This window comes from Parerythrobacter aestuarii, from assembly GCF_030140925.1.
Classification (GTDB): Bacteria; Pseudomonadota; Alphaproteobacteria; order Sphingomonadales; family Sphingomonadaceae; genus Parerythrobacter; species Parerythrobacter aestuarii.
In genome coordinates this window covers 1517560-1538512 of sequence record NZ_JARBWD010000001.1, presented here as the reverse complement: position 1 = coordinate 1538512, position 20953 = coordinate 1517560, and the positions used below count along the sequence as shown (strand labels likewise).

Annotated in this window: 10 protein-coding genes; 8 read left to right on the top strand and 2 right to left on the bottom strand. The window is 58.4% G+C overall.

Features of this window, described 5'->3' with window-relative positions:
- The first annotated feature begins 212 nt into the window (after positions 1-212).
- The 8 genes from QPW08_RS07500 to QPW08_RS07465 all read left to right on the top strand — a co-directional run bounded on the left by QPW08_RS07500 (position 213) and on the right by QPW08_RS07465 (position 13596).
- Complete coding sequence (locus QPW08_RS07500) at positions 213-1193, top strand: hypothetical protein (protein WP_284125107.1); 981 nt, start codon at positions 213-215, stop codon at positions 1191-1193.
- Positions 1194-1205: 12 nt separating this feature from the next.
- Positions 1206-1685, top strand: a complete 480-nt coding sequence (locus QPW08_RS07495) for a hypothetical protein (protein WP_284125106.1) — start codon at positions 1206-1208, stop codon at positions 1683-1685.
- Between the two features lie 71 nt (positions 1686-1756).
- Positions 1757-2788 (top strand): hypothetical protein, encoded by a 1032-nt coding sequence (locus QPW08_RS07490; RefSeq protein WP_284125105.1) that lies wholly within the window; start codon positions 1757-1759, stop codon positions 2786-2788.
- 20 nt (positions 2789-2808) lie between these two features.
- Positions 2809-7977: a hypothetical protein gene (locus QPW08_RS07485; RefSeq protein ID WP_284125104.1), complete on the top strand. Its 5169-nt coding sequence runs from the start codon at positions 2809-2811 to the stop codon at positions 7975-7977.
- The gene (locus QPW08_RS07480) at positions 7974-10181 is read left to right on the top strand and encodes a DUF11 domain-containing protein (protein WP_284125103.1); all 2208 of its coding nucleotides are present in this window, start codon (positions 7974-7976) and stop codon (positions 10179-10181) included. Before QPW08_RS07485 ends, QPW08_RS07480 begins: the two co-directional genes overlap by 4 nt.
- Positions 10182-10756: 575 nt before the next feature.
- Positions 10757-11734: a radical SAM/SPASM domain-containing protein gene (locus tag QPW08_RS07475; protein WP_284125102.1), complete on the top strand. Its 978-nt coding sequence runs from the start codon at positions 10757-10759 to the stop codon at positions 11732-11734.
- 16 nt (positions 11735-11750) lie between these two features.
- Positions 11751-12644: a hypothetical protein gene (locus tag QPW08_RS07470; RefSeq protein WP_284125101.1), complete on the top strand. Its 894-nt coding sequence runs from the start codon at positions 11751-11753 to the stop codon at positions 12642-12644.
- The gene (locus QPW08_RS07465) at positions 12628-13596 is read left to right on the top strand and encodes a radical SAM protein (protein WP_284125100.1); all 969 of its coding nucleotides are present in this window, start codon (positions 12628-12630) and stop codon (positions 13594-13596) included. Before QPW08_RS07470 ends, QPW08_RS07465 begins: the two co-directional genes overlap by 17 nt.
- Before the next feature lie 12 nt (positions 13597-13608).
- Here QPW08_RS07465 and QPW08_RS07460 read toward each other — a convergent pair whose 3' ends face one another.
- Both QPW08_RS07460 and QPW08_RS07455 read right to left on the bottom strand, forming a co-directional pair.
- Entirely contained in the window at positions 13609-19170 is a 5562-nt protein-coding gene (locus tag QPW08_RS07460) for a type I polyketide synthase (protein WP_284125099.1), read from the bottom strand.
- Positions 19167-20951 carry a fatty acyl-AMP ligase gene (locus QPW08_RS07455; protein WP_284125098.1) on the bottom strand — a complete coding sequence of 595 codons (1785 nt, stop codon included), beginning with the start codon at positions 20949-20951 and terminating at the stop codon, positions 19167-19169. The genes QPW08_RS07460 and QPW08_RS07455 overlap by 4 nt, the downstream gene beginning before the upstream one ends.
- Between the last annotated feature and the right edge of the window lie 2 nt (positions 20952-20953).

Below are 20953 nucleotides of genomic sequence, written 5' to 3'. Positions count from 1 at the left end.
CCCCGGGCCGCACAGCTTTGAAGAAATCGGCAAGAAAGTCGCAACCGCGTTAACCTATCTTGGAAGCTAACCTGCCGAACCCTCCCGTTTGGCGGAAATGTACAAGAACTCGCGGATTTCCGGGCGTTTATGATACAGGATTTTACATCGGGGATGCGAATTAGGGGGCAACCGAAAGGGGGTTGTTAACCAGTTTCTGCGATTTTTGCGGCATGAAAAAGACCGCAAAACTTCTTCGTTCGACCGCTATCGGCACACTGCTCACACTCGCCATGCCTTCGGCTGCGATTGCTGGCGGAGTCGATGCAGGAACCTTGATCGAAAACACTGCGCAGGCCACCTATGAGACGGCCGATGGCACACAAACCGTCGATTCCAATACGGTTACGATCCGTGTCGACGAGTTGCTCGATGTCACTGTTGCCTCGCTGGATTCAGGCCCGATCGCAACGCGTCCCGGCACGGACGTTCTCACTTTCGAAATCACCAACACCGGCAATGGACCGGAAGCCTTCACTCTGACTGCAAACCCTGCGGTTGCCGGGAACGACTTTGACGCCACTGTCGACGGGATTGCGGTCGATACCAATGGCAACGGGGTCTACGACGACGGTATCGACCAGATCCTGACGGGACCCGAGACCACCGATGTCCTTGACCCTGACGCTACGCTGACGGTCTTCGTCCTGGTGACGGTTCCCGCTACCGCCGTCGATACCGATACAAGCGAAGTTGAGCTCATCGCCGAGGCCGTTACGGGCACAGGCGCGCCAGGAACGACCTTCGCCGGTGCTGGCGAAAGTGGCTCCGACGCAATCGTGGGTGCCAGCGGTGCCGACGATAGCGACAATGGCGCCCTTCTAGTGGGCATCACCACGGTAGAACTCGTCAAATCAGCCGTCGTAACCGACCAATTCGGTGGCTCCGCACCGGTCCCCGGTGCCACCATCACCTATACCATTAGCGCCATCGTCGAAGGCAGCGGATCGGTCGACAGCCTGGTTGTCACAGACGCTTTCCCCGTCGGTACCACCTACGTCACCAGCTCGCTGGCCCTCGATGGCGGTTCGCTCACCGATGCGTCCGGCGATGATGCCGGCGAAGCAACGGCAACCGGGATTTCCGTTGACCTGGGCACCGTCGCAGGTGGCACCACCCAGAATATCACATTCGACGTGAAGATCGACGAGTAAGGAATTGTTAAAATGATGAATAATCTCTTCAAACTCGGCGCCTTTGCAGCACTCGTGCTTGCCATTCCGGCCGCGCCGGCCTTGGCCCAGCAGCCGCTCCAGCTGTCCGGTGACGTGATGGTCGAGAAGACCGTCGTCGACGATGCTGGCAACAGCTCCACCGAACTGGTGAAGCCGGATGTCGTGGTACCGGGAGATCGCCTGATCTTTGGCACGGAATACCACAATACTGGCGCTGAACCCGTTGAAAAGTTTGTTGTAACAAACCCCCTCCCGTCCGCTGTGCGGCTCGCCGACGATGCCGATCCGGCGTTGGTCGTCTCGGTCGATGGCGGCAAGAGCTGGGGAACACTCGCCGAATTGACAGTCGCATCCGACGACATGGTGACGCGGGCTGCAAGCGCTGCCGACGTAACCCATGTCCGTTGGACCCTCGCCGTGGTCCAGCCCGGCGAAAAGGGACGCCTCGAATATCCAGCAATCATCCGCTGAGAAGCGGTCGATAACCGCCAATCCTCGCGGGCGGTCGGGTTCGCGCGAGGGCAATACTGAGGACCAGTACCATGAAACGCAGCAAGCAACTGCTGGGTGCCGTGAGCTCCTTCGCGCTCATCGCATTCAGTGCTTCGCCTGCCCTGGCCGCGGGGACGACCGCTGGTGATCTGATCACCAACACCGTCACTGTGGACTTCCAGGTCGGCGGAGTGGATCAGACTGCCGTTACTGCTTCGGACACCTTCACGGTCGACCGCAAGGTCAACGTGACGGTTGCCGAGGTTGGTTCGGCCACGACCAGTGTCTCGCCTGGACAGACCCAGGCGGTGACCACCTTTACCGTTACCAACCTGTCGAACGACACGATCGACCTCGCTCTGACCGTCGCCCAGCCGACTTCGGACGATTTCGACGTGACCAGCGTCCAGATCTACCTGGATGATGGCGATGGTGTGTTCGATTCCGGCGACACGCTCGTCACCTATCTCGACGAAATTGCCGAAGACCAGACCGTCACGGTGTTCGTTGTTGGTGATGTTCCGCTCGGACAGGCAACCGGCGACGTTTCGGAAGTCATCCTGACCGCCGATGCGCATGCTGGTGGAACCGCGAGCTCGCTCGGTACCGAATTGACGGCAACTGCGGGTGCCAACACCTCCGGCGTGGATACCGTCCTCGCAGATGGTGCCGGCGATACCGATGCCGCCAACGACGGTGCCTTCTCCGACACTGACAGCTATACCGTTTCGGCGGCTGCCCTGTCGGCGGTGAAGACCAGCACCATCATCAGCGATCCGGTCAACGGTACGACCAATCCCAAGGCGATTCCTGGGGCGACGATCGAATATTGTATCGCCGTTTCAAACGCTTCGGGCAGTGCTACGGCCACCGGCGTTGCTGTCAGCGATACGCTGCCGGCTGACGTTACCTACGACGCGACCTTCGGCATCTTTGTCGATGGTACAGTCGACGGCGGCGGCGTTTGCCAGGCCGATGGTTCGTCGGGCGGCTCGTTCTCTGCAGGTGAAGTCAGCGGGTCGCTCAGCGACATCGCCGCTGGCGTAACCCGCACGCTCTATTTCCGGGCCACGATCAACTGATCGCGGCAGCCTGAGCGTCAATGAGCACACTGGTCCCACTCAAGCAGGCGGCAGCAGCGCTATTCGTAGCGTTGCTGTCGCTTGTCTGCATTATGAGTGGGGCCAGTGCCCAAACCATTGATAACACTGCCTTTGCAAGCTGGCAGTTCGATGGTGAAGCGGATGCGGGCCAATCCAACACCGTCTCGGTGACAGTGCAGCCCCTCCCTCCGCAAATTACGACTTTCACTTCGGTTATCGGAACCGGCAACGAGGTCACCTTTACCGATCCTCGGTGCGGAGCCAGCCAATCGACCGGATCTGGCGGCGAGGCTAGCGAAGCACCTGCCGTTACGGCCTCGATCACCCCTTCCAGCACGTATCGGGCTGGCGAATTCGTCATTTTCGAGATCATTGCCGCCGCAGCCAACACGGATTCCTCGCAAGTCGACAGCCTGCGGGTCGAAATCCAGACCAGTACAGGCGACCGGGAAGAGCTGATCGTCTATGAAACCGGTGAAAACACCGGCGTTTTCATGGGCCGGATCGCCACGCGACGCATGCCGCCGCAACCTGTTGCCGGTGACTGCGAATTGAGTGTTGCGCGCGGAACTGTGATCGGCATTTCAGCACTGACACCCGATGGCACGGACGTCATCGTCCATGCCGACGTCGATGTCCTGGCCGATCCGTTCGGCGTTGTGTTCGACAGCGAGACCGGCACGCCCGTCTCCGGCGCGCGCATCACGCTGGTCGATGCTGTCACCGGCCAGCCAGCAACGGTCTTTGCCGAGGATGGTGTAACCCCTTGGCCATCAACAGTTATTTCGGGTCAGCCTATCACGGACGGAGCCGGCAACGTCTACCCGATGGAGCCTGGTGAGTATTGGTTCCCACTCACGTTCCTTGGGCAATACCGCCTGGTTATCGAGCCGCCCGATCCTTACACAGCCCCATCGGTGGTTACGCCCGATGAACTTGCTCGGCTGACGCGGCCGGACGGCGGGGCCTTCATCATCGAAGATGCATCGTATGGTGGGACCTTGGTGCTGGATAGCCCGGTACCGATCCAGATCGATATCCCGCTCGACCGGCCAAGCCTGGACATCAGCCTGAGCAAGAATGTCTCACGCCAGCAGGCACAGCCTGGTGATGCCGTGTTCTACACCATCGTCGCCCGCAATTCAGATCTCGAGCGGGTCAAACGCAATGTCGTGCTCGTCGACACGCCCTCGCCATGGCTTCGAATCCGCACGGATTCGATCCGCATCGACGGTCAACCAGCGCCTGCTGCCGCTACTGTTTCGGACGACGGCCGAACCCTTGCCTTCTCGCTCGGGGACATCCAGGGCGGCGACCAGCGGCGTGTGACCTACGCCATGGTCGTGCGTGCCGACGCCCCCCCAGGGCAAGCCATCAACCGTGCACAAACCACTGATTCGCTGGGGCGGACTGCAACTGCATCCGCATCGCTGGACATTGAGCGCGACACCATCGCGGGGCGCATGACCATCATTGGCCGGATCACTGCGGGCGATTGTTCGATCCATGAGAACCGCATAGGCATTCCCGGTGTACGCGTGATGATGGAAGACGGCAGCTTTGCCGTGACCGATGCCGATGGACGCTATCACTTCGAAGGCGTTGTGCCCGGCACTCACGTCGTGCAGGCCGCACGGATGACCCTGCCCGAAGGCGGCGAGTTCGTTGACTGCAGCCGTTCCAGCCGCAATGCCGGAAGCACCAATTCGCGGTTCGTCATTGGCCAGGGCGGCTCGCTGATCGAAGCCGATTTCCATGCCGTGATCCCTGAAGATGTCCTTGCCGCCCTAACGGCCGCAAGGGAGGAACGCCGTCTCAATGCCGGTTCGCAGGTCGATAGCGCTGCGCTGCCCGTCGATGTCACCAGCGATGGCATTGCTCTCGACCGACCTTCGCTGGCCGGAGCCACACTTCCCGTGCAGCGCTCTGCCCTGTCGTTTGCAAAGCCGGAAGAAGCAGCAAGCGCTGTCGAACAGGATTGGCTGGCGCTCGGCGACGGCCCCGATGGCTGGCTTACGCCCGCTGAAGACGCCAACCCGCGCGCACCTGCCGTGAAGGTCGCGTTCCGCCACCGCAAGGGCCAGTCGATCAATCTCTATGTCGATGGCAAGCCGGTCGATCCCTATGCCTTCGACGGCACCAAGGCGGCGCAGAACGGTCCCTTTGCCGTCAGCCTGTGGCGCGGCATCCCGCTGGACGACGAGCGAACCGTGCTGAAGGCCGAGATCGTCAATTCGATGGGTGGCATCAACGACACGCTCGAGCGGGTGGTGTATTTCACCTCACAGCCGGCCAAGGTTGAGCTGGTAGAGGAACAGTCGGTGCTGGTCGCCGATGGCGTCACCCGCCCAGTTGCCGTGGTTCGCCTGACCGATCGCAACGGCCGCCCTGTCCGCGAAGGCGTCTCGGGTGAGTTCACTGTCAACGAGCCGTTTGAAAGTGCGTCGCAGATCGAACTGCAGCAACTGCGCCAGCTGACCGGTATCGGCAGCTCTTCGGCCCGCTGGGTGATCGAGGGCGACCAGGGCCTAGCCCGCATCGAGCTCGCCCCGACCATGGTCAGCGGTTCACTGCGCCTCGAATTCAACTTCGACAATGGGACCACCATCCAGCGCCGCGAAGCCATCGATGCATGGGTCGTTCCCGGCGATATCGAATGGACAATCGTCGGCCTTGCCGAGGGTTCGATCGGCGCTCGCACCGTAGCCGACAACATGGAGCGCACCGGCAATTTCGACAGCGACCTGGGCGAGAAGGCCCGCGTGGCGCTCTATGCCAAGGGCCGCGTGCTGGGTAAGTACCTCATGACGCTGGCGTATGACAGCGCCAAGCAGCGCGAAGACCAGCGCGTGCTGGGCACGCTTGACCCCGATGCCTATTACACCGTGTTCGCCGACGGCTCGAGCCGACGCTTCGACGCGCCTTCGCGCGAGAAGCTCTACGTCCGCATCGAAACCTCCACCTTCTTCGCCCTCTATGGCGATTTCGAGACAGGGTTCGATGACACCCGCCTCGCCCGTTACCAGCGGACCGCGACCGGCATGAAGGCAGAGGCGCGCTTCGGCGAAGTCCGGGCCAAGGCCTTTGCCGCCAAGATCGGCACCCGCTTCCGCCGCGACGAGATCCAGGGCAATGGCCTCAGCGGCCCCTATCGCCTGTCCAGCCGCGCTATCGTGGCCAACAGCGAAACCGTGACGTTGGAAGTGCGCGATCGCTTTCGTTCCGAGCTGATCGTCAGCTCGCGCACTCTGACCCGCTTCATCGACTACGATGTCGATGTCCTGTCGGGCACAATCACCTTCAGCCAGCCGATCACCAGCCGCGATTTCGACTTGAACCCGCAGTTCATCGTGATCGAATACGAAACCGGACAGGCCCGCGGCGGCGAATGGAACGGCGGCCTACGGGCCGACTGGACGAGCAAGTCGGGTGACGTCCGCATCGGCGCCACAGCCATCTCCGACCAGGGCGACGCTTCGCGCACCAACATCGGTGCCGTGGATGCCCGGGTTCGCGTAGGAGAGGCCACGGAAATCCGCGCCGAGCTCGCTTTCAGCAAGCGCGATGGCGATACTTCGAACGGCTGGCTGGTCGAAGCCCATCACCAGACCGGCAAACTCGACGTGCTCGCCTACGCCCGCTCGGTTGACCAGCAGTATGGCGTCGGCCAGCAGAACAACGCCGAACTCGGTCGTCGCAAGTTCGGCCTCGATGCCCGCTACGAATTGTCCGAGCGCTTCAGCGTGCTCACCAGCCTGTGGCAGGACGATAGCCTGGCCGACATCGGCCGCCGCCGCGCGGCGCAGGTACAGCTGGGCTACCGCTCTAACGATACCGACCTGCGCCTGGGTATCTCGCACTTCAATGATCGGCTGGCCGACGGGACCCGCAACACGTCGACCCTGCTCGAAGCCGGTGCGACGCAGCGCCTGCTCGACAACAAGCTCGAACTGAGCGCAGCCACGAGCATCGCGCTTGATGGCCCGGATTCGGTCGACCTGCCGGCTCGCCACAGGTTCGAGGCACGTTATGCTGTCTCGCAAGCGGTCAAGCTGATCGGTTCCTATGAAATCGCCAATGGCGACACCATCGACGCACGCACAGTGCGAGGCGGCGTCGAGGTCACTCCGTGGCAGGGTGGCCGGGTCATAACCACGCTTGGCCAGCAGGGCATCGGCGAGTACGGGAACCGCAGTTTCGCTGCCTACGGTCTCGCCCAGACCTTCCAAGTGACGCCCACACTGACCATCGACGCCACTGTCGACGGCAACAAGACCTTGGGCAGCTCCCCTGCCCTCGCTGATATTGTCAACCCGGCCCAGCCGGTCGCCAACGGCGGACCGATCGGGCAGGATAACCTCTTGTTCGAGGATTTCACCGCCGTCACGCTCGGCGCTGCCTGGCGCAAGGCCCGCTGGAGCGCGACCGCGCGCGGCGAATACCGTGACGGCGAGTTTGCTGACCGCAAAGGCTTCACCTTTGGCGCCATCCGCCAGCTTGGCGAAGGCAGTGTGGTCGGCTCGGGCTTCACCTGGACCAAGGCCGATGGCGTCAACGGCGCTTCGACCGAGATCATGGATGCCACCCTCGCCTTCGCCCACCGTCCGGACGAATCCGAAGTCGCTTTCCTCGGCAAGCTCGAGTACCGCAGCGACCAGGTGACGGGCGCCGTGGCCGGCGAAACCGGCCCGGTCGGGCGCACCACGCTGCTGGTCGACGGCGATGCCACCTCGCGCCGCCTCATCGCCAGCCTTTCGACCAACTGGTCGCCCGAAGGCGAAGATGACGATGGCCTGATGACCCGCCGCGACGAGTTCGGCCTGTTCCTGGGCGCGCGCTACAATTTCGACCGCTTCGAAGGCTTCGACCTCGGCAGCTTCACGGCCCTCGCCGGCGTCGATGCCCGGATCGGCATCGGCGAACGTCTCGAAATCGGCGGCAGCGCCACCGTGCGGGCCAATGTCGACGATGGTACCACCAGCTTCTCGGTCGGACCGCAGGTCGGTTTCGTACCGGCAGATGGCGTGCTGGTTACTGTTGGTTACAACATTACCGGTTTCCGCGACGAAGATTTTTCGGCATCGCGCAATACCGACAAAGGCGTGTTCGTGGCTGTCCGGGCCAAGTTCGATGCCGATACCTTCTCGTTCCTGGGGCTTGGTCGATGAGCGCGCTGAGAATTGTCTTCGCCGCCACCTTGGCGTTGCTCGCGAATTTCGCGATCCGGCCTGAGGTTGCATACGCTCAGACCACCGTCACGGCTGACTGGACTTCGCTGGGCAAGGTCAACATGTCGGCGGTCAGCGACGGCACTACGCTGAACCTCGGTGTGAACACGCTGACGGTCAACACAGCGGTCGTGACCGATGGCGACAGCAACGACGCCAATTTCACGAACTACTATTCGACTCAGATGCTGGCCTACTACACTGGCCAGATCGGCAGCCAGACCGGCACGCTGATCTACAGCATGGACCATTCCGTCTTCGATGCGGGTGACTATTTCCAAACGACTTACACGCTCGGCAGTGCCGTAACGAACTTGCGTTTCACCGTGGCCAATGTCGACCGGTACCTTGCCAATCCCTATTTCCATGATGCTGTGGTGATCGAATACGATACCGGGAGCGGGAGCTGGCAGAACCTGCGCAACCTTGGGGGCTCCTATACGCTTGGCAGCGCGGTTGGTACGACGACGATCAACGGACAGGCGGGCTTCCACGGCACCAACTACTCGGGCGGCATCACCAGCACCACGGGCAATATCGCGGTCAATTTCGGCACGACCACGGTGAAGCGGGTGCGCATCCGCTACCTGTTCGGCCAGGGCAGCCCGGGCAGCAATCCTTCCGGTGACTACCAATATATCGGCTTGTCCGACTTCACCTGGCAGCAGAGCGGTATCAACACTTCAGATCTCTCGGTAACCAAGAGTGTCAGCAACACCGCGCCGACAATCGGCTCGACGGTAAGTTACACGGTACGCGTGACCAACTCCGGGCCGCAAACCGCATCCAGCGTGACGGTCAGCGACATCCTGCCCGATGGATTTACCTTCGTTTCCGCGACTGGAACGGGGACCTACAACAGCTCGACCGGCCTATGGAATGTAGGTTCCATCTCTTCGGGGGTCACTCGAACACTGACCATAACAGGCACAGTCGCAGCTCCAGCAGGCGTGACTGTCACTAACATTGCCTATGTAGCGTCCAGTTCGAGCTACGATCCCGATTCCTCGCCTGGAAACTCGCTCTCTACCGAGGATGACTACGCTTCGGCTGCCTTCACCGTGCAGGGCACGCGAACGGCTGGAACCCCGCCCACGCTCTCCTGCCCGCGCGGCTCGACCCTGTTCGATTGGGACACCCGCAGCTGGACCGCTGGCTCGCTCAGCAATTCCTACACGCTAGGTAATATCGGCACGCTCGACTTCACCCTTTCGTCCAGCGGCACGTGGGTAAGCGACCCGACTTTTGGCGGCCAGTCGCCGACGCTCAGCGCCGCCAACACCGGCGGCCAGGCAACGCCTGGGAATTCGCTGCACCAGTACCTGGATTTCGCTGACATCTATCAAACGGCAACCACGAGCATTGCCCTCTCGACGGCGGTTCCGGGCCTGCAGTTCACGGTGTTCGATATCGACTATGCCGCGAATGACTTCGCCGACAGGTTGACGGTGGTCGGCAGCTACCAGGGGACCACCGTCTACCCCACGCTGACAAATGGCGTGGTCAACTATGTGATCGGCAACACTGCCGTAGGTGACGGTGGCTCAGCTGAAACCTCGAGTGACGGCAACGTGGTAGTGACCTTTACGCAGGCGGTCGACGCCATCACCATCATCTATGGCAACGCCAATACTGCCCCCTCTGATCCAGACGGGCAGGCAATCGCCATCCACGACATTACCTTCTGCAATCCCTATGCGGATCTGTCTGTCACCAAGATCAGCTCGGTCTCTTCGGATCCGGTTAATGGTGCGACCAATCCCAAAGCGATTCCGGGCGCACTGATCGATTACCTGATCACGGTCTCCAACGCCGGCATCTCGCCTGCGGATACCGATACGGTAGTGATCACCGATGCCGGCCCGGCCAATGCCAAGATCTGCTTCGATGCCAATGGCACCGGCCTGCCGGTTGCCTTTACCGACGGGTCTCCCGTCTCAGGACTGACCTACAATTATGTCGCGCTCGGCAATACTGCAGACGATCTGGAGTTTTCCAGTGACGGTGGCACCAGCTGGACCTACGCCCCTACCGCCGACGCCGATGGCTGCGACACCAACATAACCCACATTCGCCTCACGCCTTCGGGTAAGTTCAAGGCGAGCACCAGTTTCACGCTGCGCACCCGCTACATGGTTGAGTAAGGCTGACCACCTCGCTGGGCGACGCTGCGCTCACGCATTCAGCCATGGAACTTCGCCCTACACTGGCCGGAAAACAGCCAGCGAAGCGCACGCGCCATACCTAGCCTGATCGCAAACTGTTCGACGGATTTGAGTCTGTTTCGCAGACTATCAACCATGGCTTGGCCAAGTTCGACAGGATCCCAGCCAGGACTCAATGAGTTCGGTACGGGGACTACAGGATCTCCTGGCGACCACTCTCAATATTTCGACTCGTGCGCTGTTCGCTTGTGCACCAGTACAACGAGAGCGCAGTATGAGCCGCTCCTCGCGCTTACCAAGTTTGATCGACTAGATTGCGGTCATTCGAAAACGGCAAGATTCTTGCATTTGGCGAAGCGGGCCCCGGAGCATCAACACTCCAAAATCTACGGCGCAAAGCGACTTGATGCCGTTATTTCATCAAAAAGGCGCTTTTATTCCGCAGTCAGCCGACAACTGAATTAGTTTTCATGTAGCAGATTATTATGTTCGGGTGTATTTCATTATGAACCACAGGCAAGATGTATATTGTTGCTGTTTGACCGGAGGTTTGAATGGGAAAACCTGGACTGCTTGCCGAACGGGTATTGCCCACCGAGATTGAAATAGAGTTCATCAGCCAATGCAATGCAAATTGCGTAGCTTGCCCGCGCGACAATTTACCAGCACAGGGTCGTTTGGACTCAGTTACACTTGAGCGGATCCTTGCCATTCGTGCAGCTATTTTGGAGGACTACCGTCCGCTCGCCGACTTGCCTTTGGATGACCTGCCAAGAATAACAATCGCAGGAGGTGGGGAGCCTTTCCTGAACTCAAATGCGATTCAGCTGCTGGAACAGATCAAGGGGCACACAGAGAACTTCCATATCATTACGAACGCCAGTGCCCTTACATCAAAGCGCATCGAAGAGCTGATGGAGGTCGCACCAGCATCGATAACGTGTAGTTTCTGGGGTATCGCGCAGGACGAGTATGAAGCGGCAATGCGGCTGCCATATGAGCGATCGCTCGACCGCGTCATCAAGACAGCGAGAGCAGCGCGCGTGGCTGGAGTACCATTCAAGGTAGAGTGGGTGGGTGTTCCGGAAATCAAGAGCACTGACAAGGAGATAGTTGAGTTCTGGACAAGTAGAGGAGTCGCCTGCGGTCTGACTGGAGGCAAGTTGTGGAACCGCGCAGATCAACTTCCGGCCGAATACCAACAATATCTGCCTGACCAGATTGAGGCACCGGATACCTCGAAGCCGATCTGGTGCACGGAAGTCGCTTTCAGCCTAACGTTTGGCTGGAACGGCGAGTGCCTGATGTGTTGCTGCGACTACTTCAACGGCTCCCGCATACCCCTGGGATCGGTGCTCACCGATGATTGGGAAACACTCAAGCAGCGCAAACGTGCCGTTCTCGAGGCGCGCCCGATCCCGCCCATGTGCGCCCGCTGCAAATTGCCACGAAAAGACCAGGCTGAATGGCTGGTAGGTTCCCTGATGCCTCTCCTGCAAGAGAGCGACAGGGCATTGTTCGCCCATCACTGATCGGGGGGTTTCGACAATGCCAGCAACAGAACCCTGCGAAACACAATACAAGGCCACCAGCGAGCAGGATTTTTTCTGCCGTCATGTTACAATGAACGAGTATCTGGGGGCACGCCGCACAGAATATGCCACAACGATCTGTTCCGAGGATGACCGGAGCGAGATTGCGCGTCGGCGGGGCGTGACGCTTGGAACCCTGCTGCGAAGCATGAACGATACGGCACCCTTGGGCGAGCCTGTCAGATATCGTAACAAGACGAACGATTTTGAGGTCGTCCCAATGCTGGGCTTGTGTGACGACTACGCTGGAGAACGCTTCGCCAAGTTCGGTGAAGCAGTGACGCTGCGGTTTTACCTAAAAAACTGCCCTGAGCTACCGCAACGATTGTTTGAAGCGGCCGATTGGAATTTCATGGATGCTGGCATGCCGGGCTATGTTGGTTATGCGATCGGTTCGACAGACGGCGATACATTGTACGTGTCGGGAATCCAGAGCGACCTTGCTGCGCGCTATTCCTATTTGATGCAATCACGACAGCCCACCGAGATCAGGAACGGCGACGAAATTTCTATCGGCAGAGGACCGGTCGAAGGTCTTGGTGCCGTCAGTACGATACGCACGCTTCGACGGGTATTCCAACGAGATTGGCTTGCCATCTTGCTGCGTGGAATTGCCGCTTTCATGAAGACTCGCAAACTTCGAAAATTTGCTCTCCATCAGTTTCCATTCCTGCCCGAAGAGTCTGAACCCGGCCATCAGATGTGGAGAGTGTATCGCGCCCTGCCAAGACGAGTGGGGGCGAGCGCGCTTCGCGTTCGGACTGAGGACGCCGATTACCGGTATGCCCTCTTCGATCTCAGGCATTTGGACAAGTATCTCGGAGTTGCAAGCCATGCACAAAAAGACTGAGCGCGACAAAGTCTGGGATCGATTCCCGATCTCTCAGCGCCTTGCCATCAACCTGCTCCTGAAATGCAACTTGTCCTGCTGGCACTGCAATGTCGCGGCGAACCCCTCGCGAACGGAAAGGTTGGATACGGCCGCCGTACTTAAAGCGCTACGCGATGGCTGGGCCGTGGGGAAGCGACACGTGATATTCAGTGGCGGGGAGCCCTTCCTCGACAGCAATCGACTGAGTGAGCTCGTCACCGCCGCCCATGATCTGGGCTATGCGGTCGACATTGAAACCAACGCCTATTGGGCTCGCTCGATCGAACAAGCAGAAGATCGGTTAAGGCCACTAAAACAAGACGGATTAGCCGCCCTGGTCCTAAGCGCAGACGCGTTTCACACTCGCGAAATGCCTCTCCGGAAGACAATCAACGCTGCCAAAGCAGCACGCAACCTGGGCTTGCTCGTCGAAGTGAATTTCTGCCCTTGTGGGGAGCAGGAGATCGATGACGATATTCTGACCGCGTTGGAGGTCGCCGGGATAGATCCGATCATTAATCCTCTGCTGGATGTAGGCAGGGCAAGCGACCAGCAGCTGGTAGGAGAACAGAGCTTCGCTTTATCCGAGCTTCCGGATTGTGATGCCTTGATGATGACTTTGCACGCTGACGGAGAAATTTACTCATGCTGCGAAATCAACGCCGCCAAGGAAGCACTCAGCCCTGCTCCGATCCGGTACACTGCAAAGGACGCATCGGAAATCGACATAGGTAGTGCACATCAGCAGGCCTCTCTCTTGCGAGAATTCTACGATGAGTCATCGCCAACCTATTTTCGTAGGCTGGTCGCTTCAGAGGATGTCTTTGCAGGTTTGGAGAAGGCGCGATTCACTTCGATCTGCGATTTCTGTCACAAATGCTTCGAAGATGAGCGACGTCTGGAATACCTGCAATCTCGAACCCACGTATGAAGCTGTACCAGCTCATGCGCCCGAATTGGTATGGACCTGTACCGCATCCGCTTTCTTTGCGATCGCTTCCTCGATCAACTTCGAAATAGAGGAAATGGTAAAGGTGTCGAATGCCTGCTCTAGATCCAGCGAAATATCGAAAGTGGCGACAAGCTCCGAGATGATCTGACCGGCAAATACTGAATCCCCACCCAGTGCGAAAAATTCGTCGTTTATGCCGATATCCGACATACCTAGCGATCTGCTCCAAAGGCCAGCGATGTAGCGTTCAAGTTCCGTCTCGGGAGCCACGAAGGGCGTGTCGAGATTGGGCCGCTTGTACAATTGCTCACGCCCCCCATCGCTACGCAAAACCTCCATATCGTCGTTCATGATCTTCTCGAAGAACTCGAGGCCGCGCATGCTGGGATAGAATTGGACCAAGGGTTTCACGTCAAAGGGAAGAATGGCGACCTGCACTTCATCTGACTCAAGCAGTGTTCGTGTGAGATCAACGGCCTGTGCTGGATTAATCGATCTCGCCAGCTGAGAATTCCTGCCTTCTCTGGCTGTTATATCGCTCGCCATACCCGGCCCTTCCCAGGGCCCCCAATTCACGCTGGTCGCCGATATCCCCCGGCCGGAAAGAAAATGCGCTGTCGCATCCAAGACTGCGTTAGCTGCCATGTAGCTGGCCTGACCGGGTGAACCAAGAATGGTTGCTGCCGACGAAAACAGCATTACCGTTTTGAGCGCGTCCGTTCCGACAGCATCGAGAATGAACCAGAGACCATCCGCCTTCGCTGTAACTACATTCGTGATGCGCTGCGGCGTCAGCTTCGCAATAGCTCCATCGTCCAGCACGCCAGCAAGGTGGACAATCGCAACAATCCGGCCGTCCGTTTCCTCGATATCCTTGATTGCCGTCCGAACCGCCGCTTGATCGCGTAGATCACATTTTAGGGCTGCCATCCTCGCATGGCGTCCAAGTTCCATCCATGCGTCCTGATCGAGATCCACTGCCTTCGAACCGCCCAACAGAACCAGATTTCGATAGCCAGCTGCTATGGCCGCCCGGGCGGCATGGATCGCAAGAGCCCCGGTTGCCCCTGTTACAAGGCACACGCCATCCGTTTCAGGCATCTGGTCCAGGGCGGTCTGCTTGGGTTGGATCTCACCTTCAAGCAACCTCGCGACAAAGGACCGATCTCCGCGGATCGCAAATTGATCTTCGTTATCGGGCAGGCCAAGCAAGGAACACAAGGTGGCAACCTCTCGCTCGTTCGCGCTGTCGCCGATATCTATGCGGGTGCATCGCAGATCGGGATGTTCGAAAGGGACCGCCCTTGCAAACCCCCATATTGCCGCTTGACGAGGATTGCGAACATCCTTCTCTACAACCGGCTGGCAAGCCTCTGTAACAATATGAACGTGCGCCGATCCACCGGCTCCGACCGCCATCAGAGCATGAATCAATTCCCGGAGGAAAACCGGCCCTGTGCTGCATGCCGGCATCGCGGTGGCGGTGGCGGTGGCGTTGCCATCAAGCAGTCCACAATAGACGACGCCGCCGATGCGCTTCCCATCGGCCGTGACCGTAGAAAACAGCTTATGCAAATCCTCGGCTGAGCCGAAGTCCATTCCAAAACTTCGATCGCCGAAACATTCGAAAACGGGGGACGGGGTAACGACCGTGCTCCCGGCGCCTCGGTCTTTCAACGAACCTGCAATGGTACTTCCCAACTTTGTGTCATTGGTAAGAACAATCCATTCACCTGCAAGATCGGGGAGCCTGGCGCTGGGCACCCATGGCAACCATCCTACGTTGTAGAACTCCAGAGCATCGACACGACCGGTATCGGTTCGAGGTTGGTTCGCAAGCGGGTTGAATCGCAGTCCCTCTATGCGAGCCCAAACACCTTTGTCGTCGATCAGCTCACAATCGACGGTGAACGATGAAGAAGTGCGCTCGGTAAGCTGCATTGCAACCGTCCACGGTCCCAAGGCTTTTCGCTGAACAGAAAGTTGGCCAACCCGCGTTGGAACAAACATTGTTTTGTCAGAGCCGTCACGGCTGGCGAAGACCCCTGCCAGATGAAAGGAGCTATCAAGCGACATCGGGTCACAAATGAACGATTGGGCGTGCCCGGTCGCTACGTTGGCCACCGCGCAATCGCCATCGAGCCAGGCCCGGTCAAGGCGTCTGAACGAGTGACCATATTCATAGCCGACTTCCCGCAGGCGTTCGTACAGGTCGGCACCTTCGATGATCTCATAGGAGAATTCCTTGACCGAATCCGGATTGATACCATTCTCTCGCGGTGAAGATTCTGTTGTGAGCGCACGCGCTGTCGCGATGCTTATCCAGGTCTCATCCTTGCCCCGGGCAAATACTCCAAGAGAAACGGCATCGCCCATGGCTTCATGAACGACTTGAAGGTCATTTCCTTCCCCTGACAGTTCCAAAGGAGTGTGGAATTCAATCTCATCAAGAATGACCTGAGGCCGTGACTTTGAACCTGATGTCTCGATAGCCTCAAGGAGAATTTCTATCACGGCAGCTGCGGGAAGAAGAACCCGGCCATGGATGACGTGATCTTTCAGATTTTCGCCCAGATTCCCATCAATGCGTATCGTCGAAACGCGCCGATTTGTGCCTGCAATCTGGAGTGTCTGACGGACAAATCGGCCTTCACCCGGCAGTTGTGTGCCCAGTGATGGTACTTGCCAGAAGCGCATGTCCGACCAAGGGTAGGTGGGAATGGCAGTGTTGTTGACAATCGTCTCGAAACGCCGATGCCAGCGGACGTCAACTCCGCTCTCAAACAGCCGAGCCAATCCTGTTGCAATTTGTTGGGTATCCGGACTGCCCGGCTTCAACGTTGCGAAAGTGTGGGCCGCAACCTGCTGGCTCTCGCCGATTTTCCTGATGTGAGCCAACAGAGCAGGCTTTGGCCCGATTTCTATGAAATGCGTATGCTGATCGGCCAAAGCCGCTCCGACAGCATTCTCGAACTCCACAGCGCCAACGATGCTGGACCGCCAATAGGAATCCTGAAGCTGTTCAAGCCGTCCACCCGTGACGCTCGAATAGAAGGGGAGATTGCCTGAGTGCGGCGAGACGCTTTTGGCCATTGCAGCAAATCGATCAGCCTGATCGGACAACAAATGGCTGTGGAAGGCATAGTCTTCCGAAACAGGCAAGCTGGCGATGCCTTGTTCTGCCATCACCCGACCGAGCTCTTTGACAGCGTCGCGTCGACCAGAAATTACCAATGAGCGCGGCGCGTTACGACATGCAATGTCGATTGGCAGGCCATGCTCCACAATCATGGTGGAAAGCTCTTCCTCTGACTGGCCCGATATTGCCAACATCGCTCCATCGTCGCGATCAGCCATCAAGGATGCACGCTCGACGACCAGACCGACAGCCTCATTGAGCTCAATGATGCCAGATTGGACCAACGCGGCGTACTCGCCAGCGCTGTGACCGATTGTCGCCACTGGTTCTACGTTGAAAGAGCCGAGCGATTTTGAAAGCGCATACTGTATGGCGAAAAGCGCTGGTTGCGCGAATTCAGTGCGAGCAAGCGACGCCGCATTCGCTTCGTCGAACAGCATCTCCACCAATGACCAGCGAACGTGTTCCCTGACTAGGTCGTCGACCAGCAATAACTCATTGCGAAAGATCGGATCCTCTTGGAAGAGCCCTCGTCCCATGCCGGACCACTGCGTCCCTTGCCCGGAATAGACAAACACTGGCCCATTGTTCTGGATACTTGGTTGAGACGACTTTCCATGCGGATTCTGTTCAACCTGCCTGAGTTCTTGCCGTAGTGCCTCCTCATCGCGAAAACTGATGGCCACCCGAACCGGTGCCGCCGCCGGACGTCGCCTGGTAGCGTCGATGAGATGTGAAAATACCGGCGGCTCGGGCTGCTCCAGAAGATCAACGTAGGCACCTGCCAGCCGGCTGAGAGACTCTTCCGACTTCGCTGACAACGGCAAGACCGCGGGAAATGCAGCAGGCTTCGCATTTTCACGTCGAGGCGGCGACGTGAGCACCGCATGCGCATTGGTTCCACCGAAGCCGAATGAACTTACACCAGCATACCTCGAATCGACTTGCGCGTGACCATGTCCCGCCAAGGTATCAGGATTTTCTCGTCGCCAGGGCTCAAGCGAAACCTGAACCTCAAGTCCCATTTCCGACAGCCCTGCGTTCGTATTGGGCTCGCGGAAGTTGATAGATGGCACCAATGTCTCATGGAACATGCAAAGCGAGGTCTTTATGAGCCCCGCTATCCCTGCTGCCGCTTCGAGGTGGCCGATATTGGTCTTGACCGAACCAATTCGACACTTGCCAGCACCACGAGCCGTGCCGACCGTTGCCTCCATCGAGCTCAGCTCGATAAGGTCACCCAAGTTTGTTCCGGTACCATGGGCTTCAACATAATCCAGTTGCGAGGGCTTCAATCCGGCTCGCGCGCAGGCTTCCCGGATCACCTTGCGCTGCGCGCGGCCGCTTGGAGCCATCAATCCGTTCGTGCGACCATCCTGAACCATCGCACTGCCTAGAATGACCGAATAGATCTTGTTGCCGTCGGCAATCGCCTGTCTCAGCGGTTTGAGCAGAACGACACCAGCCCCCTCACCTCTCACATAGCCGTCCGCCGAAGCATCGAAGGTATTGCAGCGCCCGGTCGGAGACAACAGGCCGCCTGCCTCGAAAGCGTGGCTGACTTTTTCATTGAGAATGAGGTTGGCACCTGCAGCCAAGGCAAGTTCTGCCTCCCCTCGCCTGATCGCATTGCATGCCAGATGTACTGCAACCAGCGACGACGAGCATGCAGTATCAACTGCCAGGCTGGGCCCGCCAAAGTCATAGAAATAGGACAGACGATTGGCTGCAATGCTGAGTGCCGACCCTGTAATGCTCGACGCATCGGCATTGCGAGGTTGGTGGTCACTATATTCGCTGGTTGATATCCCAAGGAAAACCCCAACATTTCTGCCTCTCAATTTCCTGGGATCAATGAGCGCGTCCTCAAAGCAGTTCCAGGACAGCTCCATCAGCATTCGCTGTTGGGGATCGAGCGCTCGAGCCTCCCGCGGTGGGATGGCAAAGAAGTCAGCGTCAAATCTGTCGATGTCGGCCAACCAGCCTGCTCGCCGGTGCGGCAGGACGTCCGTTGCCGGCCGTTCCAGTTCAGAAAAAGCTCGAATCTGATCATGGCCGTTCTGCAAGCAAAGCCAGAAGGAACCTAAGCCATCTTCACATCCGGGAAACCGACAGGACATTCCCACGATGGCTACCGGTTCATCTGGAGTTGCTGACGCTATGGGCTCCTCTGGCATGTCAGGCGACATGGACAACATCGCGACGAAATCGGCGATCGACTGGCTATCGTACAAAAGAGCCGGGCTTATGTTGCGACCCAGCCGATCTTGTAGTTCCCCAAGCATCTCCAGCGCGACTTGCGAGTCCAATCCGAGCGCGGCAAACGAAAGGTTCGGGTCAAACTCACGTTCGAGAAGCGGGTATTTGGCGACAAGATATTCTCTCAGCCAGCGAACGACTTCCGGAGCGTTCATACCCGCACTTCCCCTTGGTCCTGCAAAAGGCTGTCAGCGAGCCTTGGAAACAACTCTTCTTTCCATTGTTGATGGCAAGCCATTCTGCGCAGCTTGCCACTCGACGTTTTTGGAAGCCGGTTCGGTCCCACGAGGACTACCTCTTGAACGGTAATCTCGAACTCCGATTGAATCTCTTTGTGAATCTCCATGGCAATTTCATGAAGGCGATAATTATCGTGTGTGGAGCATAGCGTTCGATGCGCCTCCACAAGTATCACGACAGCTTCCGACTCTGCTTCCTCCGGCGCGCTGCCAATTGCTACAACTCCGTGCGCTGATACTCCGTCAATGCTTGCTGCAACGTAGTGCTCAATGTCCTGAGGGAAAATGTTGCGCCCTCTTGTAATTATGACGTCTTTGATCCGGCCAACAATGAAGAGCTCCTGATCGATCAGTAGACCAAGATCTCCTGTACGCAGGTAGCCCGACCGACCGTCTGCCAATGTTCCATTGAAGCCTGAGACAGCGGAGGGTTCGCTTTGCCAGTATCCAGCTCCCACGCTGGGGCCACGATACCAGATTTCCCCTACAAAACCTTCCGCGAGTATTTCCTTTGATTCGGGTTCTACGATTTCAACACTGTGACCTTCCGGCGGCGGACCGCAACTGACAACACGCCGGGTATCCGTGTTTCCGTTGGGTGGCGGGTAGACCAAACTGCCGATTTTCACTTCCTTGCATATCGACTTGACGACTGGCTCGCGCAGACTCGCTCCGGTGGCGAGCACTGTTGTCTCAGCCATTCCGAAGGATGGGAGATAGGATGAAGAACGGAATCCGCAGTCGCGAAATGTCGCAGCAAAGCGATCGAGCGTAGAAGCGGCGATCGGCTCGGCACCCAAAATCAGATAGTTCAGCGCGCTCAAGTCGATATCGCCGCGACGAACCTCAGGAATGCGTTTAGCACACACTTCCAAGGCGAAGTTGGGTGCACAAGTCGTCGACGCCTTGTACCTTGAAAGCATGTCCAACCAACGAACAGGTTTCTGGACAAAATGCGCTGGGCTAAAGAACGTCGTTGGAACACCGTGAAAAAGCCCGAAGATCTTCTCTGCCAGGCCCATGTCATGATAATGGGGGAGCCATCCTGCTACTGACTGCGTTGGTCGATCGGTTCGGGATATCAGGTCACCAATCGCACGCTGATTGTTCCGAAGGTTATCAAACGTCACGATTACGCCTTTGGGCGCTGCCGTGGACCCAGAAGTGTATTGCAGGAATGCGATATCCTCGGCCGCGCTGTGAGCAAAGTGGTCGCTTGGAGTTCGCGGGTCTGCAGGATCAAGCACCACGGAGCGCCAATCGGGGACTGCAAGCTCCCAGCTTGTCTCGGCCGCGACTGCCCGCATGACGGACAGAGCGGGAGTGGTGAGAATCGCACCGGGACGACAGTCCTGAACAATGCCGAGCAATCGGGGAACCGCTCGCGCAAATCGGTTCGGGCCCACCGCCGGAATTGGCACGGCAATCATTCCTGCGCACAGCGCACTGCAGAACGCCACTAAGAATTCCAGCCCGGTTGGGAACATAAGCAGCAAGCGTGTGCCGGGCTCATACCGCGCCCGAAGATCGTCCGACAGCAAGTTGACCTGGCGCAGGAATTCGCCGGCGGTCAATACTTCTTCCCTATCTTCGCCATTGACGAGGTGGCGATAGAGCGGACGGTCTCCTCCGTGTCTTGCCCAATGACGGAGCAGATCGGGGAGACCTGCATTTTCAGGTGGCGAGACTCCGCGCATCC